The sequence below is a fragment of the Nonomuraea sp. CA-143628 genome (genome assembly GCF_050942315.1).
Taxonomy (GTDB): Bacteria; Actinomycetota; Actinomycetes; order Streptosporangiales; family Streptosporangiaceae; genus Nonomuraea.
Genome location: NZ_CP192072.1, coordinates 9,495,778 through 9,519,366, shown reverse-complemented (window position 1 = coordinate 9,519,366; position 23,589 = coordinate 9,495,778). Strand labels below are relative to the sequence as shown.

The following is a 23,589-nucleotide window of genomic DNA, read 5'->3' as shown; positions in this document are numbered from 1 at the left end:
TCTCATGCCCCCCGCGATCGTGGCCGAGGGTCTGGTCAAGAAATACGGCACCATCACCGCCCTGGACGGCATCGACCTGTCGGTCCCCGAAGGCACGGTCTTCGGATTACTCGGCCCCAACGGCGCCGGCAAGACGACGACCGTGCGGATCCTGACCACCCTGCTGCGGCCGGACGCCGGACACGCCACCGTCGCCGGTCTCGACGTCGTCGCCGACGCCCAGCGCCTGCGCTCCCACATCGGGGCGTCGGGCCAGTACGCGGCGGTCGATGAGCACCTCACCGGCGCCGAGAACCTGGAGATGGTCGGCCGTCTCTACCACCTGGGCACCAAGCGCAGCAGGCAGCGCGCCCGCGAGCTGCTGGAGCGCTTCGACCTGACCGACGCGGGCGACCGACCGGTGCAGGGCTACTCCGGCGGCATGCGACGCCGGCTCGACCTGGCCGGCGCGCTGGTGGCCGATCCGCCGGTGCTGTTCCTGGACGAGCCCACGACCGGCCTGGACCCCCGCGCCAGGGTGGGCCTGTGGGAGGTCATCTCCGAGCTGGTCGCGGGCGGCACGACCGTACTGCTCACCACCCAATACCTGGAGGAGGCCGACCGGCTCGCCGACCGGATCGCGGTGGTCGACCACGGGCGGGTGATCGCGCTCGGCACCGCCGACCAGCTGAAGGACCAGGTCGGCGGCGACCGGATCGAGCTGACGGTGAGCGACGCCGCCGATCTGGAGACCGTGCGCCGGGTCCTGGCGCCGCTGGCCGTCGCCGAGGTCCGGACCGACCCCACCTCCCTGAGCGTCACCATCCCCGTGGCGGGCGGCGCCGCCTCGCTCACCACCGCCCTGGGTCACCTGGCCGCCGAGCGCGTCACCGTACGCGACGCCGGGCTGCGGCGGCCGACCCTGGACGAGGTCTTCCTCAGCCTCACCGGCCACCAGGCCGCCATCGACGACACCAAGGAGACGGTCCGATGAGCCCCCTTCAGATGGCGTTCGCCGACGGCATGACGATCAGCAAGCGCAACGCGCTCAAGATCAGGCGGGCCCCCGACCTGCTCGGCGGCGTGATCATCTTCCCGGTCGTGTTCGTGCTGCTGTTCGTGTACGTGTTCGGCAGCATGATCGACCTGCCCGGCATCTCGTACACGGAGTATCTGCTCCCGGGGATCTTCGTCCAGACGATCGTCACCAGCGCGCAGATCACCGGCTACACGCTCACCCAGGACCTGCAGAAGGGCATCTTCGACCGGTTCCGCACGCTGCCGATGGCGCCGTCGGCGGTGCTGGTCGGGCAGACGCTCTGCGACATGCTCATGAACATCACGAGCATCGCCACGATGGCGCTGGTGGGACTCCTGGTCGGCTGGCGCGTCCACTCCTCGCCGCTCGAGGCTCTCGCGGGGTTCCTGCTGCTGCTGTTCTTCGCCTACGCCTTCTCGTGGGTGACGGCGACGATCGCGCTGGCCCTGCGCACGCCGGAGGTGTTCAACAACATCGCCACCCTCGTGTCGTTCCCGCTGGTCTTCCTGTCCAACGCCTTCGTCGACAGCTCCCGGTTGCCCGGCCCGCTCAAGCCCGTCGCCGAATGGAACCCGGTCTCCACCTTCGTCCAGGCGGCGCGCGAACTGTTCGGCAACACCACCGCCCTCAGGCCGGTGCCGGACGCGTGGCCGCTCCAGCACGCGGTGGCGGTGTCGGTGGGCTGGTGCGTGCTGATCCTGGTGGTGTTCGTCCCGCTGGCCACGCGTCTGTACAAGAGGGCGGTCTCCCAATGAACCTCCCCGCGGGACGGTACGACGACTTCGAGCGTGACCGGATCGTCCAGCGCGTCCAGCAGGCGTACGCCGACGGCCGCCTCGGTTTCGCCGAGATGGAGGAGCGGGTCGAACGGGCTCTCACCGCCACGACCCAGGGCGATCTGGCGCGGGCGGTCGCCGACCTGCCCGACCCTCCCGAGGAGGAGGTGGTCCTGCTGAGGTCCACCGGCGGGCGCGTCAGACGGACGGGCGACTGGCAGGTCCCGCGCGTGCTGCGGGTCGAGTCCGAGTACGGCGGTGTGCACCTCGACCTGTCGGGCGCCGTCATCGAGCATCCCGAGATCGGGATCGAGCTCCGGCTCGCGTACGGCTCCGCGTTGATCATCCTGCCCGTCGGCGCGACGGCGAACGTCGACCAGGCGCGGACCGAGTGGGGGCGGGTGATCTGCAAGGCGCCTGGTCGTCCGCGTCCCGGACGGCTGCACGTAAAGATCGCCGGGGAGTTCTCGTACGGTCATCTGCGGGTCCGCCACCCGCGCGGCCTGGTCAGATAGGCGCGTCTGACGGGCCGGCCGGCAACGCCGTGAGTCCCCGGAGCTCCTTGCGCGACAGCAGGCCGAGTTTGCGCAGCGAGCTGGAGACGTGGCTCTCCACGGTCCGCCTGGACAGGAACAGCTCGGTCGCGATCTCCTGGTTGGTCTTCCCCGCCGCCGCCAGCAGCGCCACCTCCCGCTCCCGTGACGACAGCGTCTGCCCATGAGAGGGCCGCCCGCCGCGCCACGGATAAGGGATGGGCACCCCGTTCTGCCGCATGATCCGGCAGATCCGGGCGATGTCCCGGTCCGCGCCCATCGCCCCGTACCGGCGCAGCGCGCTTTCGAGCAGGTCGCCACCGTCGGCCGCGCGACGTTCGCAGCGCCACCTGCCCAGGCGCTCGCCGGCCAGGGCCTCCTCGTAGCGCAGCCCGGCGTCCCGCAGCGTGGTGCGCGCCGCGTCGATCAGCCGCTCGGCCGTCGGCTGATCCGCCCGGGAGCGGGCGATGACGGCCCGGGCGCTCAGCGCGGCGGCCTGCGCGATCGGCGCGTCGGCGCCGTCGATCGCCGCGCTCAGCTCGTCGACCAGCGCGGCGGCCTCGCCGGCCTCGCCGAGGGTGTCCAGGGCGTCCACGAGGCACAGTACGGTCTCGGCGCCCCACACCCAGTTCCCCTTGGCCCGCACCTGGTCGAGCCCGGCGGTGGCCTGCTCGACGGCGCCCACGGCGTCGTCGAGGGTCAGCAGGAGCCGGGACAGCGTCATGCGGGCGGAGATGAGCGGCCAGACGGCGCCGACCCGCTCGGCGATCGCGATCACCTCGCCCAAGCCCGTCACGGCCTCCTCCGCCGGACCCGTCGCCGCCAGCAGCGCGCTACGCATCAGCCGCGAGTCCAAGGACCCGGCGGCGAACGTGGCCGCCGCGCCCTCCAGTGGCCGCAGGCGGTGTTCCAGACCCTCCCACCGTCCGGCGGCCCGGTCGACGGCCGCCGTCACCAGCTCGACTACGTCCGCCACCCGGAGATATTCGGCCTGGTCGGCTGCCTGGTGGCCCTCGGCCAGCAGGCGCTGCGCGCGTTCGAGCCGGCCGATGTGCAGGGCGCCCTGCGCCCAGTTGAGGCAGGCGCGGGCGTGCTCTCTGGGCGCGGACCGCAGACCGTCGTCGCGCAGCAGGTCGTCGATCAGCCGCCAGCTTCCCGGGTCGCCCTGTTCCAGCAGAAGCGAGGCCCGCGCGATGCGTACCGCGATGTCGACGTCACGGTCGCCGCTGCGCCGTGAGGCCTCCTCGGCCTGCTCGCAGCGCGCGGTGTGCTCGCTGACGTGCCGGTTCACCACGGTCTCCGGCACGGCGAGCACGGCGAGCGCGCGGCCGAGGAGCGCGGGCCGCTCCGCGAGGTCGTCGATCGCGCCCTCGATCTGCAGGTAGCCCGCCCGCGCCTCACCTTGCTGACGCAGCAGGCGGCCGAGGGCGAAGCGCAGCTCGCCACGTAGCGGCGCGGGGAGCGGTTCGGTGGCCAGCAGGCGTTCGAGTATCGGTACGGCCTGGGCGTGCGCCAGACCGTCGACCGCCACCCGGCCGAGCTTGACGGCCAGCCGCACGCGTTGCTCACGGGGTAGCTCGCCGATCGCCAGCGCCTGGAGCAGGAACCGCGCCGCCGTGGCGTCGTTGCCGTGGGACAAGGCGGTGTCGGCGGCGGCCTCGGCGTTGCCGACGAATTCCGTCGTCCGGCCCGCGAGCCGGAAATGGTGGGCGAGCCTGGCCACCGGCCGGGGACCGGGCACCGACTCCAGGGCCCGCGCGGTCCTGAGATGCAGCCACCGCCGGCCGGACACCGGCACGGACTCGTACACGATCTGCCGCGCCAGGGCGTGCCGGAACCGGCACCGGCCGTCCTCCTCGTGCAGGAGACCGACCGCCTGCGCCTGCCCGAGAGCACGGGCGATCTGCGCCGCGCCGCGCTCCGTGACCTCCGCGAGCACCCGGTCGTCGGGCGTCATGCCGATGACGGCGGCGGCGCCGAGGATCTCCTGCGCCGCGTCGTCGAGCGAGGACAGCCGCCGCAGCACCACGTCCCGTAACACCGTCGGAACGGCGAGCTCGGCCAGGACGTCCGACCGGCCCGGGATCTCGCTCGCGGGCAGGCGCTCCAGGAGCGTACGGAGCACCTCCTCCACCACGAACGGGATGCCGCCCGTCTTCTCGTACAAGGGGGCGGCGAACGTGGGGGGAAGCTCGGTCTTCAAGATGCTCCGCGCGAGCTCCGCCACCTCGGACCTGCTCAGCGGGGTGAGGCTGACCGACCGCGCCGGCCCCGACGGCGCGCGGGCGAAGGCCTCCCGGATCGGGAGCAACCCCGCTTCCGTACGGACGGTGAGGATCACCGACAGGTGCCTCGGCTGGTGGGCGGCGAGGAAGGCCAGGAAGTCGTGGGTGCCGCTGTCGGCCCAGTGCACGTCCTCCAGGACCAGCACCAGCGGGCTCAGATGGTCGAGCAGGGCCACGGCCGCCCGGAACACCCGGTGCCGCTCCGCCCGCTGGTCGGGCAGCGGCGGCAGGGGTGGTGGCAGATGCTCGGCGATCTCGGGGAGCAGCGGCGCGAGCGCTCCTGCGACGGGGTTGACCGGGCGGGACCGGGCGAGCTCGGCCCCGGCCAGGCGGAAGGCGTCGAGCAGGGGAGACAGCGGCAGGGGCTCCTGAAGCTGCTCGCACTGGCCCACGAGCCGGCGGGTCCCGGCCAGGCCGGGCGTGGCCAGCAGCTCACTCACCAGCCGGCTCTTGCCGATGCCCGCCTCGCCTTCGATCAGGGCGAGAGAGGGCGGAGCGGTGATGACCGTGCGCAGGAGCCCGAGCTCCGCCTGGCGGCCGACGAGCACGTCGGACAGGGAGCCCGAGGGGGCGATGCGGGCCGGTCCCAAGGGCATGTGGCGAACCCCCTACCTGCTGGTATCAGCATGAGCAGGCTACCGGATCTTAAACCCGCGGTAAGTGGCGGCCAAAAATCCGTATACGGTACGGATGCTCCCTCCGGCCGGCTCTCAATAGCCTCGGCGATCGTCCGCGTGATCCGCGGCGATGCACTGAGGGGCGACGATGGATCTGTCCACATCTCCTGGACGCACAACGCGCAGGCGCCGCCGGCTGGTGGCGGCCATGGCATTAGCCGGATTGACGCTGGCCGCAGCGGCCTGGCCCGGCCCGGTGAGCGCGGAAGCCGAACCGGAACAGCAGAAGACCTACATCGTGCGGATGGCCGCCGACCCTGTCGTGACGTACGAGGGGGATGTGGCCGGGCTGTCCGAGACCAAGCCGCAGCGCGGCGAGAAGATCGATCCCCGGTCCGCCGAGGTGACCAAGTACGTCGACCACCTGCGCGGCCGGCACGACGCCGCGCTCAGGAAGGTCGGTGGCGAGAAGGTCTACGAGTACGCCTACTCCTACGGCGGTTTCGCCGCCCGCCTGACCGCGTCCCAGGCGTCCCAGCTACGCGCGATGTCCGACGTCGTGACCGTGGTCGAGGACAAGAAGGTGTCGGTGCAGACGTCCTCGACGCCGTCCTTCCTCGGGCTGGACGCGCGCGGCGGACTCTGGGACCAGCTCGGCGGCCCCACCGGGAAGCGCCGGAGCAAGGGCGCAGGCGAGGGCCTGGTCATCGGCGTGATCGACAGTGGCATCTGGCCGTCCAGCAAGAGCTTCGACGGCCGCGACGCGGACGGGAAGCCGTACGGCCCGGTTCGCGGATTCCACGGCACGTGCGCGACCGGGGGCCCGGACGACTCCTGGAACAGCGGGATGTGCAACGGCAAGCTGATCGCCGCCAAGCACTTCGACGCCGGGTGGGGCGGTGACGCGGGAATCAAGGAGCAGCTCCCTTGGGAGTTCCTGTCGCCGCGCGACTACAACGGGCACGGCACGCACACCTCCTCCACCTCGGGCGGAAACTACGGGGTGCGGGCGACGGGGGCGGCCGCGGCGTTCGGCAAGATCAGCGGCATCGCGCCGCGGGCTCGGATCGCCGCGTACAAGGCGCTCTGGTCGACGCAGGACGCCTCGACGGCCAACGGCTACTACTCGGACCTGGTCGCCGCCATCGACCAGGCGGTGGCGGACGGCGTCGACGTCATCAACTACTCGGTCTCGGGCACGCAGACGGACTTCCTCGACCCGGCGGAGACGGCGTTCCTGTCCGCCGCGGAGGCGGGCGTCTTCGTCGCCGCCGCGGGCGGCAACAGCGGCCCGGCCGCCGCCACCGTGGCGCACCCGTCTCCGTGGGTGACCACGGTCGCGGCCGGTACGCACAACCGCGGTACGCAGGGTACGGCGACGCTCGGCAACGGCACCACCTACAGCGGCGCCTCGCTGGCCGCCACCAAGGCCGGGCCCGCGCCGCTCGTCGACGCCACGGCGGCGGGGCTGCCCGGCGTCGATCAGACCCGGCTGGCGCAGTGCTACGCCGCCAGGGACAACGAGGGCAAGGCGGTGCTCGACCCGGCCAAGGTGAAAGGCAAGATCGTCGTCTGCGACCGCGGCGAGACGCCCCGCGTCAACAAGAGCGTGGCCGTCGCCGAGGCGGGCGGTGTCGGCATGATCCTCATCAACACCGACGAGAACTCGCTCAACGCCGACCTCCACTCCCTGCCCACGGTGCACCTGGCCGTCAAGGACCGGCAGGCCGTCAAGGACTACGCCGCCGTCAACGGCGCGACGGCGACGATCGACCAGGCCAAGATCAACAACAACACACCCGCTCCGTACGTCGCGGAGTTCTCCTCGCGCGGCCCGCTGTACGCCGCGGGCGGCGACCTGCTGAAGCCGGACGTGATCGCTCCGGGGCAGGACATCCTCGCCGCGTTCGCGCCACCGGGCGCCAACGGGGCCGAGTTCAACATCTCCAGCGGCACCTCGATGGCGGCCCCGCACGTCGCCGGGCTCGCCGCGCTGCTGAAGGATCTGCACCCGGACTGGTCGCCGATGGCGATCAAGTCGGCGCTGATGACGAGCGGCTCCGACATCCTCGACGGCCCCGGCACCGACCCGTCGGTGATCTTCAGCCAGGGTGCCGGCCACGTCACCCCGAACAGCGCCGCCGACCCCGGCCTGGTCTACGACAGCGGCGTCAAGGACTGGATCGCGTTCCTGTGCGCCACGACCAAGGGCGTGTCGGACCAGGTCTGCGCCGCGCTGGCCAAGAAGGGCTACCCACTCCAGGCACGTGATCTGAACGTGCCCTCGATCTCGCTCGGCCGCATGGCCGGCACCCAGACGGTGACCCGCAAGGTCACCAACGTCGGTCGCTCGACCGCCACGTACACCGCCTCCACCGCCGGGCTGACCGGGATCACGGCCAAGGTCACGCCGAGCCGGATCACGCTGCGGCCAGGGCAGACGAAGTCGTTCACGGTCTCCTTCACGCGCACCACCGCCCCGATGAACAGCTACCAGGGCGGGCGGCTCATCTGGAAGGACGGCCGCCACATCGTGCGCGTCCCCGTCATCCTGCGTCCGGTGTCCGAGACATGGGCGGCCACCCACGGAGTGACGGGCGGGCAGGACTCCGCCGAGTTCATCGCCCTGGACCCCAAGGGCAAGCGGGTCTACGTGACCGGCGCCAGTTTCGGGTCCACGCCCGGCATGCTCAGCCCGCGGATCGAGACCGTCGCCTACGACGCGGCGACCGGCGCCGAGCTGTGGAGCAAGGGCTACACGGGCCCCGCGGGCAACTACGACGAACCGCACGCGATCGAGGTGAGCCCCGACGGGAGCAAGCTCTTCGTCACCGGTACGAGCGCCGGGAAGGAGACCGGCAACGACGCGGTCACGATCGCGTACGACACCGCCACCGGCCAGGAGCGCTGGATCGCCCGGCACACCGGGCCGGCGGGTCTGTCGGACTTCGCCAACGCGATCACGGTCGGGCCCGACGGGAAGAACGTCTACGTCACCGGCATGTCCACGCTGGCCGAGGGTGGCAAGGACGACTTCTTCACGGTCGCCTACAACGCCGACAGCGGCGAGCGTACGTGGCTCGCGTACTACGACGGGCCCGGAGCGGCCACCGACGACGCCAGGGCGATCAAGGTGACGCCGGACGGGTCCAAGCTCGTCGTCACCGGCCAGAGCCAGGGCGAGCCCGGCACCGGCCTGTCCGACTGGGGCACGGTCGCCTACGACGCCCGCACCGGCGAACAGCTCTGGACGGCCCGGCACAACGGCCCGGCGAACAGCATCGACATCCCCGTCGGCATGTCGGTCGCCCAGGACGGTAAGTCGGTCTTCATCACCGGAGCCAGCCAAGCCCCCAGCACGCAGACGGACATGACCACGATCGCCTACGACACCACCTCAGGAAAGGAGATCTGGGCGGACCGCTACGACGGCGCCGCGCACGGCAGCGACAACCCGCACGACATCACCCTGGCGCCCGGCGGCGGCAAGCTGTACGTCACCGGCAACACCGAGGGCGAAGGGACGAGGTCGGACTACACCACGATCGCCTACGACCCCGCCACGGGTAAGCGGTCCTGGGTCCAGCGCTACGACGGTCAGGCGAAGGGTGACGACGTCGCCTGGGACGTCGCCGTGACTCCGGACGGCGGCAAGGTCGTCGTCACCGGTCAGAGCACGGACGACGAGACCAAGGGCGGCGACTACGTGACGATCGCCTACGACGCCGCGACCGGCGGGCAGACCTGGACGGGCCACTACGACGGCGCGGCCGGCGCCTCGGACAACGCGCACGCGCTCGCCGTGGACACGGCCGGCGGTGCCGGTGTCCGGATCTTCGTGACCGGAGAGAGCGCGACGGGCGGGAACCCACCCGACGCGCTGGAGGTCGACTTCGCGACGGTGGCCTACTTCGAGCCCTGGAAGAAGCCCTGATCCTGGAGTGAATCGCGCGCCTCCGGCTCCCGCCGGGGGCGCGCGAGGCGCGTCAGGGCCTCGGCGCGGGTACGGTCGAGCTCGCTCTCCTCGGCCCGCGCCCGCTCGCGGGCGTACTCCCGCATCAGGTCGTGGAAGGTGTAGCGGCCCGGCTCACTCTCCTCGATGAGATGTGCGCCGGCGAGCCGGCACAACAGGAGGTCGGTCTCGCCCGGGGGCGCACCGGAGAGCGCGGCGGCGGTCTCGGTGGTGAACGTCGGCCCGGGGGCGAGGCCGAGCAGCCGGAACAGCCGCCGTGACGGCGGGTCCAGACGGCGATAGGACAGGTCGAACGCCCCGCGTACCGCCGCGTGCGGATCCCCGTTGACCGCCAGCGAGGACAGCCGGGTCCCGGCGAGCCGGCGCACCTGGCCGGCGATGCCCCCGGCGGGCCGGCCGAGCACGCCGGCCGCCGCGACGCGCAGCGCCAGCGGCAGGTAGCCGCAGGCCCTGGCCAGCTCACGGGCGGCGTCCCGCTCGGCCGCCAGGCGCTCGTCGCCGAGGAGCCGGCCGACCAGGGTGCCCGCCTCGTCCGGGGCCAGCATGCCGAGCGGAACGGGGAGCGCGCCGTCCCGGGCGACGAGGCCGGTCAGCCGGTCCCGGCTGGTGATCACGGTGGCGCAGCGCCGGCCGCCGGGCAGGAGCGGACGGACCTGCTCCTCGCTGCCGGCGTCGTCCAGGATCACCAGGACCCTCCTGTCGGCGAGCAGGCTGCGGTAGGCGGCACTGGCCTCCTCCTCCGCGTGCGGCACCCGTTCGGCGGGCACGCCGAGCCCGCGCAGGAACTGCCCGAGCGCCTCGATCGGGCGCAGCGGACGCTCCGGCGAGTGGCCGCGCAGGTTGACGTAGAGCTGGCCGTCGGGAAACAGGGAGCGCATCCGGTGCCCCCAGTGGACGGCCAGCGCCGTCTTCCCGACCCCGCCCGTGCCCGTGACCATGGAGATCGCCGCCGTGTCGCCGCCGGTCGCGGCCGAGTCCAGGAGACGGAGCTCGGCCGTCCGCCCGGTGAACTGCCCCGGCTCCGGCGGCAGTTGCGCCGGTGTCGCCGACGCCTCCCAAGTCTCCGTCTCGTTGAGGGCGGACAGGTCGGGCGACCTGATGGTGGAGACCTTCCCCCGGAGGATCCGCTGGCGAAGCTGCCGCAGCTCGGGACTGGGGTCCAGGCCCAGCTCCTCGATGAGGCGGCGCCGGGTGCGTTCGTAGCGCTCCAGCGCGTCCACCCGCCGGCCCGCCCGGTACAGCGCCAGCATGAGCAAGCCGACCAGGCCCTCCCGGAAGGGGTTCTCCGCGACGAGCGCGATCAGCTCGGGGACCAGTCCGGCGTGGCGGCCCGCGCGCGTCTCGGCGTTCAGGCATTCCTCGGTGACCGCGAGCCGTTCCTCGACGAGGGCGTCGCGCAGCAGGTCCAGCAGCCCTCCGCCGGAGACACCGCTCAGGGGCTCGCCCCGCCACAGCGCCAGCGCGCGTCTCAGCCCGGCGGCCCGTGCCTCGGCGGACTCCATCGTGCGCGCGCGGGCGACCGCGTTCCTGAACTCGTGCACGTCCACCTGCTCAGCGGCGAGCCTGAGCAGGTAACCCTGCGAGTAGTAAGCGATCGTGACGTTGGCCCTGGCCAGGGCGGGCCGCAACCGCGAGACATACCCCTGCACCATGCCCCGGGCGCCCGTGGGGGCCCGCTCTCCCCACAGCCCTTCGATTAATCGTTCGACCGACACGGTCCGGCCCGCCTCCAGCGCCAGCAAGGCCAGCACCGCCCGCTGCCGGGGTGGTCCGAGCAAAACCTCCTGATGTCCGTGCCACGCTCGCACGGCTCCCAGCAGTCCTATCTTCAGCGCTTGGCCGAGGCCCTGCAGCTCTAATCCTTCTGGCATATCGCTCCCCGTCTGGCACGTCGTGGTTACAGGCCGCCATACGAAAGACACGAGACGCAGTCCAGTAGAAATCCTTCCGGAATCAAGCCCCCCTGCAGCGCCCTGCGGCACTCTGAACGCGTTCTCCGGGGTGCATTCGAAGTCGAATGACCGTGGGATGAAAATAGCGCGGTGCTCCCCGGGGTCGGCTCGGAAAGAGGCAACCTTGTTTTATCCGTACGACCTGATCAAGGACTTCGCCGGCGCGGTCGGCCGCCATCCTGACCGCCCGGCGATCGCGTACAACGGCCGGACTCTCACCTACGCCCAACTCCACGCGTGGACGCGCGCGACCGGCCGGCGGCTGGGCCCGCGTCCCGGGGTCGTCGGGGTGCCGGCGTCCCGGTCGCCGGAGACGGTGGCCGCCCTGCTCGGCATCCTGGCGGCGGGCGGAACGTACGTACCGATCGATCCGGCGTTCCCGTTGCCGAGGCGGCGGGCGCTGATGTCGGCGAGCGGGTGCACGACGCTGATCCCCACCACCAACAAGCCCACCAACAAGCCCACCGACCCCGGCGTGCGACTGGTGGATCTTCCCGATCTCCCCTCCCGCGCCGAAGCGGGCCGGGCCGCCCGTACCCCGGACGCGGAGGTCGTCGTCGCCGGGGACGATCCGGCCTACATCCTGTTCACGTCCGGATCCACCGGCGCGCCCAAGCCCGTGGTGACCCCGAGGCGGGCCATCGCCGTCGTGACCGGCGCGCTGCGGGAGCTGTTCGGCCTCACCCCCGAGGACCGCGTCCTGCAGTTCGCGTCTCTGAACTGGGACACCTGCTTCGAGGAGATCCTGCCCACCCTCACCACCGGCGCGACGCTGGTCTTCCACGATCACGCCCACTCGGGATCGTTCCACCGCGTGCTGCGCATGATCGCCGCCGAGGGGATCACCGTGCTGGACCTCCCGTCGGCGTTCTGGCACGAGCTGGTGCGCCACCTGGTGGACGAGGGGGCCACGCTGCCCGCCTGCGTCCGGCTGGTCGTCATCGGCGGGGAGGCCGTGAGCGCGGCGCGGCTGGCCGACTGGCGCGCGCTCGACACCGACGGGATCCGCCTGGTCAACACCTATGGGTGTACGGAGACGACGCTCATCACCCACGCCATAGACCTGCACGGCCCGCTGGCGGCAGGGGAGCGGGTCCCCACCGAACCGGCCGCCGGGGGAGCGGGGGTGCGGGTGCCGATCGGGCGGCCGCTGCCGCACGTCCGGCAGCACGTCAGCGAGGACGGCGAGCTGCTGGTCGGCGGTCCGTCACTGGCGCTGGGCTACCGGGGCCTGCCGGAGGCGACGGCGGAGCGGTTCGTCGAGCTCGGCTCCGAGCTGTACTTCCGTACCGGCGACCGGGTCGGCCTGGCCCCCGACGGCACGCTCACGCACGAAGGCCGGCTCGACCACGAGCTCAAGATCCGCGGCATCCGGGTCGATCCGGGCGAGGTCGAGGCGCAGATCTCCGGTCATCCGCGAGTGAGCGCCGTGGCGGTGACGGGCGTCACCGTCGCCGACCACACGACGCTCGCGGCCTACATCGTCCCCGGCCCACCTACCGCTGACGACACGACCATGGTCCCCGGCCCACTCACCGCTGACGACACGACCGTCGTCCCCGGCCCATCCACCGACGACGACACGACGCTGGCCGCCGATGTCCGGGACTACCTGCGCGACCGCGTCCCCTGTCATCTCGTGCCCAGCCGGATCACCGTCGTCCCCGAACTCGTCTACACGGCGAGCGGAAAAGTCGACCGGGCCGGTTCGCATCGGCGATACGCGTCCGCCACCGTTTGAGGGAGACCATTCCGTGAATGTCAACGCCGTCTCGGCGGTATTTCAGCGCGTCCTGGAGAACCCGGAAGTCAGCGCGGACTCAGACTTTTTCGTCATGGGCGGGGATTCGCTGCTCGCCACCCGTGTACTGAGCGCGATAGCCCGTACCAGCGGCGTTGAACTGGATTTCGACGACTTCCTCGACGCGCCGACACCGAGCGACCTGGCCAAGAAGATCGCGAGCGCCGAGCAGAGTGCGAGCCCGGCATGAGTGTCGTCGTCGTGGGAGCCGGCCTGGCCGGGCTCACCGCCGCCACCGACCTCGCGGCAAGCGGCGTCGAGGTCACCGTCCTCGAGGCACGTGAGCGGGTCGGCGGCCGTACGCACGGCATCGAGGTCGCCCCGGGCGTCTGGGTGGACGCGGGCGCCGCGTACCTGGGAGACCGGCACACCGCCCTGCTCGCCCTGCTGGCCGAGCTGGACCTGAAGACCACCCCGACCACCATGACGGGCGCGAGCCGGTTCGCGCTCGGCGGCGAGGGCCAGACCCGGGCCGGCCGGTTCCCGCCGCTGTCGGCGGTCGCGCTCGGCGAGCTGTTCGACGCGCTGGACGAGCTGGACCGCGGGGTGCGCGCGGACGCCCCCTGGCTGTCGGCGGGCGCCGCCCGGCTGGACGCGCTGACCGCGGCCGAGTGGGCGCGCGAGCACCTGCGTCATCCGGACGCGCGGCTGTTCTTCCCGCTGTTCCTCGGCGAGATGATGGCCGCCGACCCGGCGGACGTGTCCGTCCTGCACATGGCCTTCTACCTGCGCTCGGGCGGCGGGATCCGCTACCTGAACGCCTTCGCGGGCGGCGCGCAGGAGGACCGGATCGACGGCGGCGCGCACCAGGTGTGCCGGCGGCTGGCCGCCGGGCTGGGCGACCGGGTGCGGCTCGGCGCGCCGGTGCGCGCGATCCACCAGGACGACGACGGAGTGACCGTCGACGCCTCGACCGGATCGGTGCGGGCCCAGGCCGTGGTCGTCGCGGTGCCGCCGACGCTGGCCGACGCGATCGACCACCGGCCAGGGCTGCCCGCGCCCCGCTCCGGCGAGCGTACGGCGCCCGGCTGCGCGGTGAAGGTCCACCTGGTGTACCCGTCGCCGGCCTGGCGGGAGCAGGGGCTGTCCGGCTGGTCGGTCAACGCGCGCGGCCCCTTGCTGTCCACCGTGGACGACTCGCCGGCGGATGGCGGGGTGGGCGTGCTGACCGGGTTCGTGACCGGCAGGGAGGCGTACAGATACGCCGCGCTGCCCGCCGCCGAGCAGCGCGAGCAGGCGGTCGCCCAGGCCGCGCGGCTGTTCCCCGGCTTGCCGGAGCCGATCGGCTGCCACGTCACCGACTGGGTCCACGAGCGCTACAGCCGGGGCTGTTACGCGGCGCTGTTCGGGCCGGGCGACTGGCCGCGGCTCGGCCCGCGGCTGACGGCCCCCTACCGGCGGGTGCACTGGGCCGGCACCGAGACGAGCACGGAGTTCTTCGGACTGATGGAAGGAGCCATCCGATCGGGGCACCGGGTGGCCGCGGAGATAAGCGCGACGTACCGATGGAGGGACATCCATGACTGACAGCACGTCCATCGCCCCCCTGGCCGTCCGGCAGGGATTCATGACCGAGCCCGGCCTGGGCGCCGGCAACTTCCTCGACCACGCCCTGGCGGCCAACCCGAACCGGGCGGTGCCGTTCGTCTACAGCCACCACAACGACCATCGTGGCCGGGTGGTGCTGCGCGGCCACAGCCTGGTCGACCTCACGGCGCTGCGCGACCGGTACGCCAAGTGGTACCGGGCCAACGGCGTACAGCCCGGCGAGCCGGTGGGCATCGTGGTGGCCGAAGGGCTCGAACCGCTGCTCCACTTCCTGGCGCTCACGGCGCTCGGCGCCATCCCGACGATGATCAACGACGCGATGCGGGCCGACGTCATGGTCCGCTACCTCGACCACGTGGGCGTCGTCGGCATCGTCGCCGACGACACGACCAGGCTGCAGATGGCCTATCGCAACGCCCCGCAGACCAGGCCCAGATTCATCGCCCTGGCCGCCGAGGTGCGGGCCTACGACGCCGACTCCGGCCACTTACCGGAGGAGTACCCCTACCAGCACGCTCCCGACGACATCGTGGCGTTGATCCACTCCTCCGGCACCACCGGCACCCCGAAGTCGACGACGCTCGGGCACCGCAGCTTCTGGGACGGCAAGCAGCCGCGGATGCTGCGCTTCCCCGCCGAGCCGTACGACAAGCTGATGTCGCTCATGCCGCACACCCACGCCGGCGGGCTCAGCTACTTCCTCACGGCGGTGCTGCTCGGACTGCCGACCGTGGTCATGGCGGACTGGCGGCGCACGGCCGTGGAGCCGGTGATGGAGGCCTTCCAGCCGACCATGGTGGCCTCCTTCCCCCGGACGTTCGTGGAGCTGGCCACCGGTGAGCTGCCGGTCAAGGGGGCGGCGAAGGTCCACTCCTGGTTCAACACCGGAGACAGCGCCCACTACGGGCACATCAGGCGGCTGGTCGAGCTCGGCGAGCGGCCCGCCGGCCTGATCAAGTCGTGGCTGCTTCCGCAGGGCGAGGCCGGCGAGTCGCTGCCCGGCTCTCAGTTCGTCGACGGGCTCGGCTCCTCGGAGATGGGGATGGCGCTCTTCGGCCAGGTGACCGCGCCGGAGACCCCGCGCGACGACCGGTGCGTGGGCAAGGCGCAGGACGCGGTGATCAAGGCCGCGGTGCTGGACGAGAACGGCGAGGAGGTGCCCGACGGCACCGTCGGCCTGCTGGCCGTGATCACCCCCTCGCGTACGCCGGGCTACTGGAACGACCCGCGCCTGACCAGCAGCTTCGAGCTCAACGGCTACTGGCTGACCGGGGACGTGGCGCGCCGGGACAGCGAGGGCAATTTCTACCACCTCGACCGCACCGTGGATGTCATCGACACCGCGACGGGGCCGGTCTACAGCCTGCCCATCGAGGAGATCCTCATCGCCGACTGCGCCGACCTCGTCCAGGACTGCTCGGTCGTGGGCGTGCCCGGCAAGGCGGGGGAGGGGCAGCGCCCGATCGCCGTGGTGCGGCCGCAGGCCGCCGCCGCTGACGTCACCGCCGAGGAGGTCATGGACAAGGCGAACAAGGCCCTCGCCGACGCCGGTCTGGCCACGCTCGCCACCGTGATCATCGCGCGGAGCGAGGAGGACTATCCGCTCGGCCCCACGGGCAAGGTGCTCAAGCGCGAGCTTCGTACCCGCCACGCGGTGCTGTTCACCGGATGAGTCATCAGATGAACGCCGACGCCGCCCGCGGCCCGTACACCTATGTGCGCCGTCCGCTCGTCGAGCCGGACTGGCGACGGCTGCCGGGCTGGCGCGGCGTCACCGACGCGCAGTGGCGCGATGCCCAGTGGCAGCGCGCCCACTGCGTGAAGAACGCCGGGCAGTTGCGCGCCGTGGTGGGCGACCTGCTCCAGGGCTCCTTCTACGCTGATCTGGCGGCCGACGTGGCCCGGTTCGCGACCATGTCCATGCTGATCACGCCGCAGTTGCTCAACGTGATGGCGCCGGAGCCCGTGAGCGATCCGGCCGCGTTCACCCGGGCCTTCCTGGCGGACCCGGTCCGCCGCTACCTGCTGCCGGTCCGCTCCGACCGGCATCCGGTCTGGCCCAGCCATCCGCGCGCCCGCCGCGACTCGCTGCACGAGGCCGAGATGTGGGTGGTGGAGGGGCTGACCCACCGCTACCCGACGAAGGTGCTGGCCGAGCTGCTGTCCACCTGCCCGCAGTACTGCGGGCACTGCACCCGGATGGACCTGGTCGGCACCTCGACGCCGCAGGTCGTCAAGGCCCGGCTCGCGCTCAAGCCCGTGGACCGGCAGGAGCTGATGCTGGACTACCTCAAGCGCACGCCCGGCGTGCGCGACGTGGTGGTCTCCGGCGGCGACGTGGCCAACCTGCCGTGGCAGAGGCTGGAGGCGTTCCTGCTGCGGCTGCTCGAACTGGAGTCCGTCCGGGACGTCCGACTGGCCAGCAAGGCGCTGGTCGGCCTGCCCCAGCACTGGCTCCAGCCCCGCGTGGTCGAGGGGATGGGCCGGGTGGCCGCCATCGCCCGCGCCCGCGGCGTGAACCTGGCCATCCACACCCACGCCAACCACGCGCGGTCGGTGACACCGCTGGTCGCCGAGGCGGCGCGGGCCATGTTCGAGGCGGGCGTGCGGGACGTGCGCAACCAGGGCGTGCTCCTGCGGGGCGTGAACACCACCACGGACGACCTGCTGGACCTGTGTTTCGCGCTCCAGGGCGAGGCCGGGATCCTGCCCTACTACTTCTACCTCTGCGACCTGATCCCCAACGCCGAACACTGGCGGATCCCGGTCCACCAGGCCCAGCGGCTGCAGGAAGCCATCATGGGCTACCTCCCCGGCTACGCGACGCCGCGGCTGGTGTGCGACGTGCCGTACGTCGGCAAGCGCTGGGTGCACCAGGTGGTGGAGTACGACCGGGAACGCGGCATCTCGTACTGGAGCCAGAACCACGGAATCGGCCTCCAGCCGGTCGAGGACCGCCTGTTCCCCTTCTACGACCCGATCGACACCTTGCCCGAGCCGGGCCGCCGCTGGTGGGCCGACGGAGAGGGACGACCATGACCCCGAGCACGCTGCGCCGCATGTGCTGGATCTTTCCCGATCGCGAGTCGACCCGGGGCACCGCGATGTGGCACCCCTTCTTCTGGGACCTCTACGCCGAGGTGGCCGCCGAGCTCGGCCTGAGCTGGTGCCGGCATTCCCCGGACGCGGTGACGGTCGACGGCCTGGAGTCCGGCAAACCGCGCGTCTACGTGGACGACGAACTCGTCACCCCGGAGGACACGCTCTTCATCACCGCGTTGTACTCGCTGCCCTACCAGTCCATGGACGTCTTCAACCAGTACGCGTTGTACGCCGTGCTGGAACAGGCCGGCTTCTACCTGTCGTTCCCGCCGAGCCTGTCGCCCATCGCCAACGACAAGCTGGCCACGGTCCTCTACCTGCACGATTCGCCCATCCCGCCGGTGCCCACCCTGCGCATCGGAACCGGCCGGGACACCAGCAAGCACCTGTACGAGGTGGCGCTGGCGAACCTGACCTACCCGGCCATCGTCAAGCCGTCCGGCTGGTGCGGCGGCGGCGGGGTGAACCTGGCCCGCGACGCCGAGGAGATCCGCGGCCTGGCCAGCCTCGCGCAGGGCGGCGACACCACGCTCGTGATCCAGCCCTACCTGGGTGACGGCACGGTCGACTACCGGGTCTACGTCGTCGACGGCGAGCCGTACGCCGTGATGAAGCGGATCCCCGAGCCCGGCTCGCCGGTCGCCAACGCCAGCCGGGGCGGCGCGATGGAGTTCCCGCCGGTCCCGCCCGAGCTGGCCGAGGCGACGGCGTACTTCTACGAGAAGCTGCCCATCCCCTTCTTCTGCGTCGACTTCCTGTTCGACGGCGAGCGGTACTGGTTCTCCGAGCTCGAACCCGACGGTGTGATCGCCCCGGACTACGGCGACCCGCACCGCACGCTCCAGCGCGAGGTCACCCGGGCCCGCTGGACGGCCTACCGCGACGCCCACACCCGCTGGCTGACCGAAAGTCAGGTGAAGAAATGACCGAATCGTTCTCACTGTCGCCCGAGGCGGCCGAGCAGCGTCTGCGCGTCCCGCGCCGAGCCCTGGAGCGGCTCAAGACCGTGCCCGCGCTGGCGCCGCGCTACGCCGGCTGCGACAAGCTGCTCACGCTGGAGGACGTCGCCGCGCTGCCCCCGCTGGTGAAGGACGACCTGAACGTGGCGCTGGCGCACCTGACGCCCAAGGCCGAGCAGGGCGCCACCTGGCTGTTCCAGAGCGGTGGCAGCACCGGCGCGCCCAAGGTCGGCTACGCGCCCACCGGGTTCTACATGGCCGGCGTGTACGAGCAGTGGCGTCCGCTGGAGCCGGACGACGTCTTCGTCAACGGCTGGGGCGCCGGCCGCATGTGGGGCGCCCACTTCCTGGCCGGGGCCTTCGCCGACCTTTCCGGCTGCCGGGTCATCGCGCTGGGCTCGGTGACGAAGGAGGAGTACGGCGACTGGCTGTCGTTCTTCGCCGCCCAGAGCGTGACCGCGTTCGGCGGCACCCCCAGCGTGCTGCGGCTGTGGTTCGCGCACGCGCGGGCCAGCGGCGTACGCCTGCCCGCGCTGCGCAAGGTGCTCTGGCTCGGCGAGGCGTGGCACCCCCAGCTCGACGAGGACATGGCCGTGGTGGCGCCGGACGCGCGCCGCTGGGGCATGTTCGGCAGCACGGAGACCTGGGTGATCGGCACCAACACCCCGCGGTGCCCAGCGGACGTCTTCCACCCGCTGCCCGCGCAACTCGTGCACACCGACGCCGACGAGCTGCTGGACTTCACCACGCTCGACTCGGACATGCTCAACCCGGTGCTGCGCTACCGCACCGGCGACGCCGGCCGCTTCGTCACCTGCGAGTGCGGCCGGGAGGACCGGGCGCTGCGGGTGCTGGGCCGCCGCGACTCGGTGGTGCAGGTACGCGGGCTGGGGCTGCACGTGGACGACATCGTCGCCCAGGCGGAGCGCGAGCCGGGCGTCTCCCGCGCGCAGATCCTCATCACCGAGCAGCGCGGCCGGGTGTCCACGGTGGACGTGCTGCTGCTGACCGACGCGGACGCGCCACTGGACCTGCCCGAACGGCTGCGCGCGGAGCTCATGTCCGCGACGTTCACGATCAGCACGGCCTTCCAGCACGACCCGCACGCCTTCCGGGTCACGGCCGTCGACGCGCTGATCAGCAACGAGCGCACCGGCAAGACCGCCGGCTTCGTCGTACGGGAGGAGCCGTGAGGTTACCGGAGTCCCTGGGCAGGCAGTTCAACCTGTACTGGGGCGGCCAGACGGTGAGCCTCGTCGGCGACCGGGTCACGGTGTTCGTGGTCCCGACCCTGATGATCTTCGTGCTGCACGCCTCCGCGTTCGAGGTGGGCGTCGTGGCCATGGCCCAGTACCTCGGCATCCCCGTGCTGGGGCCGGTCGCCGGGGTGCTGGTCGACCGGTGGGACAAGCGCCTGACCATGCTGATGTGCGACGTCGTACGGCTGGTGGCGGTGACGGCGATCCCCGTGGCCTACTGGTTCGGCGTGCTGTCGACGCCGTTGCTGTTCGTCTGCGTGGCGCTGATCAGCGGCGCGACGATCTTCTTCAACGTCGGCTACCTCGTCGCCGTGCCCACCACGGTGCCGGAGGACAAGCTGGTGCGGGCGTACTCGCGCCTTGAGGGCAGCAGCACGGTGTCCGAGGTGGCCGGGCCGTCGATCGCCGCGGGCCTGTACCACGTGCTCGGGGTGGCCGCGCTGCTCGTCGACGCGGCCAGCTACCTGGTCTCGGCGGCGTGCTTCCGCGCCATGCGGCCGTGGGGGGTCAAGGCCGTCCAGCAGGGTTCCGTGTGGTCGCGGCTGGTGCTGGGGTTCCGGCTGAACTGGGCCGATCCGGTGCTGCGCCGGGTGGTCATCGCGGCCGTGACCCTGAACTCGGGCGGCCCGATCTTCGTCACGGTCCTGCCGGTGCTCGCCTACCAGGGCCTGGGCATCTCGGTGGGTGTGTTCGGGGCGGCGATGTCGGCCGGGGCGGGCGGCGCGGTGATCGGCGCGCTCGTCGCGCCCAAGATCAGCGACCGGCTGGGTCTCGGCCGGACCATGGCCTGGGGACTGCTGCTGCACTGCCTGGTCGGCCTGGGCATCCTCGCCGCGCCCGCGCTGCCCGCCGCGCCCGTGATCGGCGTGACGTTCGGCTGCTACGGCTTCTTCATGTCGTGCATCAACGTCTGCAGCGCCCCGATCCGCCAGTCGCGGATGACGGCCGAGAACCAGGGCGTGATGCACGCGGCCTTCCGCACCGTGACCTGGGGAGTGATCCCGCTGGCCGCGCTCGTCGGCGGCACGGCGGTCACCCTGCTGACCGGGAGCCTGGGCGTGCTCGACGCGGCCAAGGTGGTCATGGTCGCCGGCACACTGCTGGCCGCGTTCTCCTTCCTGCCCGCGGTGGGGATCCAGCCGCTGATGAACCGCGCCAAGAACCTTGAGGAGAGCCCGGCATGATCGTGCTGATCACCGGTACGTCGTCCGGAATCGGCCTGGCGACCGCGGTCACCGCCGCCAGGGCCGGATTCACCGTGGTAGCCACGATGCGTGACCCGGACAAGGACGGCGCGCTGCGTGAAGTGGCCGACCAGGCCGGGATCACGCTGGACATCCGCCGTCTGGACGTCACCGACTCCGCGTCCATCGACTCGTGCCTCCAGGGCGTCCGGGAGGAGTACGGGCGGCTGGACGCGGTGGTCAACAACGCCGGCGTCTCCAACTTCGACCCGACGATGGAGATGTCCACCATGAAGGCCCTGCGAGCCAACCTGGAGGTGAACTTCTTCGGCGTCATAGCAGTGAGCCGGGTCGCGATGCCGCTGCTGCGTGCCGCCCGTGGCCGCCTGCTGACCATCGGCAGCGTGCACGGCGTCGTGGGCCAGCCGTTCAACGAGGCGTACGCGGCGGCGAAGTGCGCCGTCGAAGGGTTCATGGAGAGCCTGGCGCCGGTCGCGGCGGCGCACGGGGTGCGGGTCAGCGTGGTCGTGCCCGGCTTCGTACCAGACACCGAGTTCGGGATTTTTCCGGACATCAACCGGGGGACCATCCGGGCGGCCTCGGGGCCGTACGCGCGGACGTTCGACGGCTACCTCGACTGGGTGCGCGGCGCGGGCTGGGAGGGAGCCGGCCAGTCCAAGTGGGAGGTGGCCGAAGTGGTGGTGCGCGCGCTGAGCGAGGACGAGCCGCCGTTCCGGGTCCCCACCAGCGAGTGGGTGGCGGCGTACCTGGCGCGCAAGCTCGCCGATTCGGACGGGTCGGCCGTCCAGGCGCAGGCCAGGACCTGGATCGGGGGCCCGGTATGAACGGTATGACCACCGAGGACCCGGCCTGCCGCGCGCTCGGCATCGCGCTGGAGGAGGTGGCCGCCGGCCGGGCGCGGCTGCGGATGCGCATCACCGACGAGATGGTGAACGGCCACGGCATCGCCCATGGCGGCTACCTGTTCCTGCTCGCCGACGCCGCTTTCGCGTACGCCTGCAACTCCTACGGCCGCGTCACGCTGGCGCACAGCGCGCAGGTGACGTTCCTGCGCCCGGCCGCGGCCGGTGACGAGCTGGTCGCCGAGGCCGCGGAGCGCGTCAGGTACGGCAGGAACGGCGTCTACGACGTGACCGTACGCCGCCCGGCGGGCGAGATCGTCGCGGAGTTCCGCGGCCAGAGCGTGACGGTCTCCGGCCGGCTCGACGAAGGGAAGCACTCATGAACGGGCAGCGGCCGGCGACCCGCCGGACCGGGCGCTGGATCGACCACTGGGAGCCGGAGGACCCCGGCTTCTGGGCGGCCACCGGGCGCCGCGTCGCCACCAGGAACCTGGTCTTCTCCATTTTCGTGGAGCATCTCGGCTTCGCGATCTGGCTGCTGTGGAGCGCGATCGTCGTCATCCTCCCCAAAGCGGGGTTCACCTTCACCGTCGACCAGCTCTTCTGGCTGGTGGCGGTGCCGAATCTGGTCGGGTCCACGCTGCGGCTGCCGTACACCTTCGCGGTCTCGGCCTTCGGCGGCCGCAACTGGAACGTGGCCAGCGCGCTGCTGCTCCTGGTGCCGGTGGGGCTGCTCGCCTGGCTGGTCACGGACACGGCACACCCGTACTGGATGTTCCTGATCGCCGCGGCGGCGGCCGGGTTCGGCGGCGGGAACTTCGCCTCCTCGATGGCCAACGTCTCCTACTTCTATCCCGAGCGGCGCAAGGGGTTCGCGCTGGGTGTGAACGCGGCCGGCGGCAACCTGGGAGTGGCCGTGGTGCAGGCGCTGATCCCGCTCGTGGCGACGGCCGGTCTGGTGTACGCCGGTCTGGTGTGGGTCGTGCCGATCGTGGCCGCCGCGCTGTGCGCGTACTTCTTCATGGACAACCTGGCCGTGGCGAAGACCGACTTCGGCACCCAGGGGAAGGCGTTCCTGCGCAAGCACACCTGGGTCATGTCCTTCCTCTACATCGGCACCTTCGGCTCCTTCATCGGCTATTCGGCGGCGTTCCCGCTGGTCGTCAAAGCGACGTTCGCCGAGTCCGCGTCGCCGTACTTCGCCTTCCTCGGCCCCCTGGTCGGCTCGCTGTCGCGGCCGGTCGGTGGGTGGCTGGCCGACAGGTACGGCGGTGCCAGGGTCACCGCGTGGTCCTTCATGGCCATGGCGGCGGGGGTCATCGGCGCGCTCGCGGGGCTCGGGCAGCACGGGTTCCCGCTCTTCCTGGGGGCGTTCCTGCTGCTGTTCACCGCCTCGGGGATCGGCAACGGGTCCACGTACCGGATGATTCCGGCGATCTTCACCGCCCAGGCGGAGCACGGCGAGCCGGACGCCCGGCTGCGCGCCCGGCGGGAGGCCGCGGCGGCCATCGGCATCGCCTCGTCGATCGGCGCGTTCGGCGGGTTCCTCATCCCGCGCGGTTTCGCCATCTCCATCGGCCAGACCGGATCCATCGACCTGGCGCTGTACGTGTTCGTCGGCGGCTACGCCGTGTTCCTGGCGACGAACTGGTGGTTCTACCGCCGCCGGGTGCTGACTCGGGTCCCCAATCTGGCCCACAGCCGAATCTAGGAGCGACA

At 71.8% G+C, this 23,589-nt stretch carries 17 protein-coding genes; 15 read left to right on the top strand and 2 right to left on the bottom strand.

The features are described from left to right. Nucleotides 1-4 precede the first annotated feature (4 nt). Genes ACQP2T_RS43250 through ACQP2T_RS43240 form a run of 3 tightly spaced genes read left to right on the top strand, consistent with a single transcriptional unit; the run spans nucleotide 5 to nucleotide 2,309 of the window. Entirely contained in the window at nucleotides 5-973 is a 969-nt protein-coding gene (locus ACQP2T_RS43250) for an ATP-binding cassette domain-containing protein (RefSeq protein WP_433510651.1), read from the top strand. After that, on the top strand, nucleotides 970-1,773 hold the full coding sequence (locus ACQP2T_RS43245; RefSeq protein ID WP_433510650.1) for an ABC transporter permease: 804 nt from the start codon (nucleotides 970-972) through the stop codon (nucleotides 1,771-1,773). Before ACQP2T_RS43250 ends, ACQP2T_RS43245 begins: the two co-directional genes overlap by 4 nt. Continuing rightward, a complete protein-coding gene (locus ACQP2T_RS43240; protein ID WP_433510649.1) occupies nucleotides 1,770-2,309 on the top strand; it encodes a DUF1707 SHOCT-like domain-containing protein in 540 nt (179 codons plus the stop codon). Before ACQP2T_RS43245 ends, ACQP2T_RS43240 begins: the two co-directional genes overlap by 4 nt. Here ACQP2T_RS43240 and ACQP2T_RS43235 read toward each other — a convergent pair. After that, complete coding sequence (locus ACQP2T_RS43235) at nucleotides 2,302-5,208, bottom strand: helix-turn-helix transcriptional regulator (RefSeq protein WP_433510648.1); 2,907 nt, start codon at nucleotides 5,206-5,208, stop codon at nucleotides 2,302-2,304. The genes ACQP2T_RS43240 and ACQP2T_RS43235 overlap by 8 nt on opposite strands. A 229-nt stretch (nucleotides 5,209-5,437) precedes the next feature. Between ACQP2T_RS43235 and ACQP2T_RS43230 the strand changes: the two genes are divergently transcribed. Next, the gene (locus ACQP2T_RS43230) at nucleotides 5,438-9,163 is read left to right on the top strand and encodes a S8 family serine peptidase (RefSeq protein ID WP_433510647.1); all 3,726 of its coding nucleotides are present in this window, start codon (nucleotides 5,438-5,440) and stop codon (nucleotides 9,161-9,163) included. Here ACQP2T_RS43230 and ACQP2T_RS43225 read toward each other — a convergent pair. Further along, nucleotides 9,136-11,073 (bottom strand): BTAD domain-containing putative transcriptional regulator, encoded by a 1,938-nt coding sequence (locus ACQP2T_RS43225; RefSeq protein ID WP_433510646.1) that lies wholly within the window; start codon nucleotides 11,071-11,073, stop codon nucleotides 9,136-9,138. The two genes, ACQP2T_RS43230 and ACQP2T_RS43225, sit on opposite strands and share 28 nt — an antisense overlap. 205 nt (nucleotides 11,074-11,278) lie before the next feature. On the opposite strand from ACQP2T_RS43225, the gene ACQP2T_RS43220 reads away from it, so the two are divergent. From ACQP2T_RS43220 to ACQP2T_RS43170, 11 genes are read left to right on the top strand one after another with little or no spacing between them, the layout of a single operon-like run. Continuing rightward, nucleotides 11,279-12,895: an amino acid adenylation domain-containing protein gene (locus ACQP2T_RS43220; RefSeq protein ID WP_433510645.1), complete on the top strand. Its 1,617-nt coding sequence runs from the start codon at nucleotides 11,279-11,281 to the stop codon at nucleotides 12,893-12,895. Between the two features lie 13 nt (nucleotides 12,896-12,908). After that, complete coding sequence (locus ACQP2T_RS43215) at nucleotides 12,909-13,145, top strand: phosphopantetheine-binding protein (RefSeq protein WP_433510644.1); 237 nt, start codon at nucleotides 12,909-12,911, stop codon at nucleotides 13,143-13,145. Then, on the top strand, nucleotides 13,142-14,482 hold the full coding sequence (locus ACQP2T_RS43210) for a flavin monoamine oxidase family protein (protein ID WP_433510643.1): 1,341 nt from the start codon (nucleotides 13,142-13,144) through the stop codon (nucleotides 14,480-14,482). The genes ACQP2T_RS43215 and ACQP2T_RS43210 overlap by 4 nt, the downstream gene beginning before the upstream one ends. After that, nucleotides 14,475-16,175, top strand: a complete 1,701-nt coding sequence (locus tag ACQP2T_RS43205) for a class I adenylate-forming enzyme family protein (RefSeq protein ID WP_433510642.1) — start codon at nucleotides 14,475-14,477, stop codon at nucleotides 16,173-16,175. The genes ACQP2T_RS43210 and ACQP2T_RS43205 overlap by 8 nt, the downstream gene beginning before the upstream one ends. Nucleotides 16,176-16,183: 8 nt before the next feature. Continuing rightward, a complete protein-coding gene (locus ACQP2T_RS43200; protein ID WP_433510641.1) occupies nucleotides 16,184-17,542 on the top strand; it encodes a KamA family radical SAM protein in 1,359 nt (452 codons plus the stop codon). After that, entirely contained in the window at nucleotides 17,539-18,531 is a 993-nt protein-coding gene (locus tag ACQP2T_RS43195) for an ATP-grasp domain-containing protein (RefSeq protein ID WP_433510640.1), read from the top strand. Before ACQP2T_RS43200 ends, ACQP2T_RS43195 begins: the two co-directional genes overlap by 4 nt. Further along, nucleotides 18,528-19,757, top strand: coding sequence for an AMP-binding protein (locus ACQP2T_RS43190; RefSeq protein ID WP_433510639.1), 1,230 nt, complete (start codon nucleotides 18,528-18,530; stop codon nucleotides 19,755-19,757). Before ACQP2T_RS43195 ends, ACQP2T_RS43190 begins: the two co-directional genes overlap by 4 nt. Continuing rightward, nucleotides 19,754-21,007 carry an MFS transporter gene (locus ACQP2T_RS43185; protein WP_433510638.1) on the top strand — a complete coding sequence of 418 codons (1,254 nt, stop codon included), beginning with the start codon at nucleotides 19,754-19,756 and terminating at the stop codon, nucleotides 21,005-21,007. The genes ACQP2T_RS43190 and ACQP2T_RS43185 overlap by 4 nt, the downstream gene beginning before the upstream one ends. Further along, nucleotides 21,004-21,852 (top strand): SDR family NAD(P)-dependent oxidoreductase, encoded by an 849-nt coding sequence (locus ACQP2T_RS43180; protein WP_433510637.1) that lies wholly within the window; start codon nucleotides 21,004-21,006, stop codon nucleotides 21,850-21,852. Before ACQP2T_RS43185 ends, ACQP2T_RS43180 begins: the two co-directional genes overlap by 4 nt. Further along, nucleotides 21,849-22,253: a hydroxyphenylacetyl-CoA thioesterase PaaI gene (paaI, locus tag ACQP2T_RS43175; protein ID WP_433510636.1), complete on the top strand. Its 405-nt coding sequence runs from the start codon at nucleotides 21,849-21,851 to the stop codon at nucleotides 22,251-22,253. Before ACQP2T_RS43180 ends, paaI begins: the two co-directional genes overlap by 4 nt. Then, nucleotides 22,250-23,581, top strand: a complete 1,332-nt coding sequence (locus tag ACQP2T_RS43170; RefSeq protein ID WP_433510635.1) for an MFS transporter — start codon at nucleotides 22,250-22,252, stop codon at nucleotides 23,579-23,581. Before paaI ends, ACQP2T_RS43170 begins: the two co-directional genes overlap by 4 nt. Nucleotides 23,582-23,589 lie beyond the last annotated feature (8 nt).

What these genes read in the sequence shown, in the direction of transcription:
- ACQP2T_RS43210 (WP_433510643.1), top strand. Translation starts at nt 13,142, where the DNA reads ATGAGTGTCGTCGTCGTGGGAGCCGGCCTGGCCGGGCTCACCGCCGCC.
- ACQP2T_RS43195 (WP_433510640.1), top strand. Translation starts at nt 17,539, where the DNA reads ATGACCCCGAGCACGCTGCGCCGCATGTGCTGGATCTTTCCCGATCGC.
- ACQP2T_RS43200 (WP_433510641.1), top strand. Translation starts at nt 16,184, where the DNA reads ATGAACGCCGACGCCGCCCGCGGCCCGTACACCTATGTGCGCCGTCCG.
- ACQP2T_RS43190 (WP_433510639.1), top strand. Translation starts at nt 18,528, where the DNA reads ATGACCGAATCGTTCTCACTGTCGCCCGAGGCGGCCGAGCAGCGTCTG.
- ACQP2T_RS43230 (WP_433510647.1), top strand. Translation starts at nt 5,438, where the DNA reads ATGGCATTAGCCGGATTGACGCTGGCCGCAGCGGCCTGGCCCGGCCCG.
- ACQP2T_RS43240 (WP_433510649.1), top strand. Translation starts at nt 1,770, where the DNA reads ATGAACCTCCCCGCGGGACGGTACGACGACTTCGAGCGTGACCGGATC.
- ACQP2T_RS43235 (WP_433510648.1), bottom strand. Translation starts at nt 5,208, where the DNA reads ATGCCCTTGGGACCGGCCCGCATCGCCCCCTCGGGCTCCCTGTCCGAC.
- ACQP2T_RS43250 (WP_433510651.1), top strand. Translation starts at nt 5, where the DNA reads ATGCCCCCCGCGATCGTGGCCGAGGGTCTGGTCAAGAAATACGGCACC.
- ACQP2T_RS43205 (WP_433510642.1), top strand. Translation starts at nt 14,475, where the DNA reads ATGACTGACAGCACGTCCATCGCCCCCCTGGCCGTCCGGCAGGGATTC.
- ACQP2T_RS43180 (WP_433510637.1), top strand. Translation starts at nt 21,004, where the DNA reads ATGATCGTGCTGATCACCGGTACGTCGTCCGGAATCGGCCTGGCGACC.
- ACQP2T_RS43225 (WP_433510646.1), bottom strand. Translation starts at nt 11,073, where the DNA reads ATGCCAGAAGGATTAGAGCTGCAGGGCCTCGGCCAAGCGCTGAAGATA.
- ACQP2T_RS43245 (WP_433510650.1), top strand. Translation starts at nt 970, where the DNA reads ATGAGCCCCCTTCAGATGGCGTTCGCCGACGGCATGACGATCAGCAAG.
- paaI (WP_433510636.1), top strand. Translation starts at nt 21,849, where the DNA reads ATGAACGGTATGACCACCGAGGACCCGGCCTGCCGCGCGCTCGGCATC.
- ACQP2T_RS43170 (WP_433510635.1), top strand. Translation starts at nt 22,250, where the DNA reads ATGAACGGGCAGCGGCCGGCGACCCGCCGGACCGGGCGCTGGATCGAC.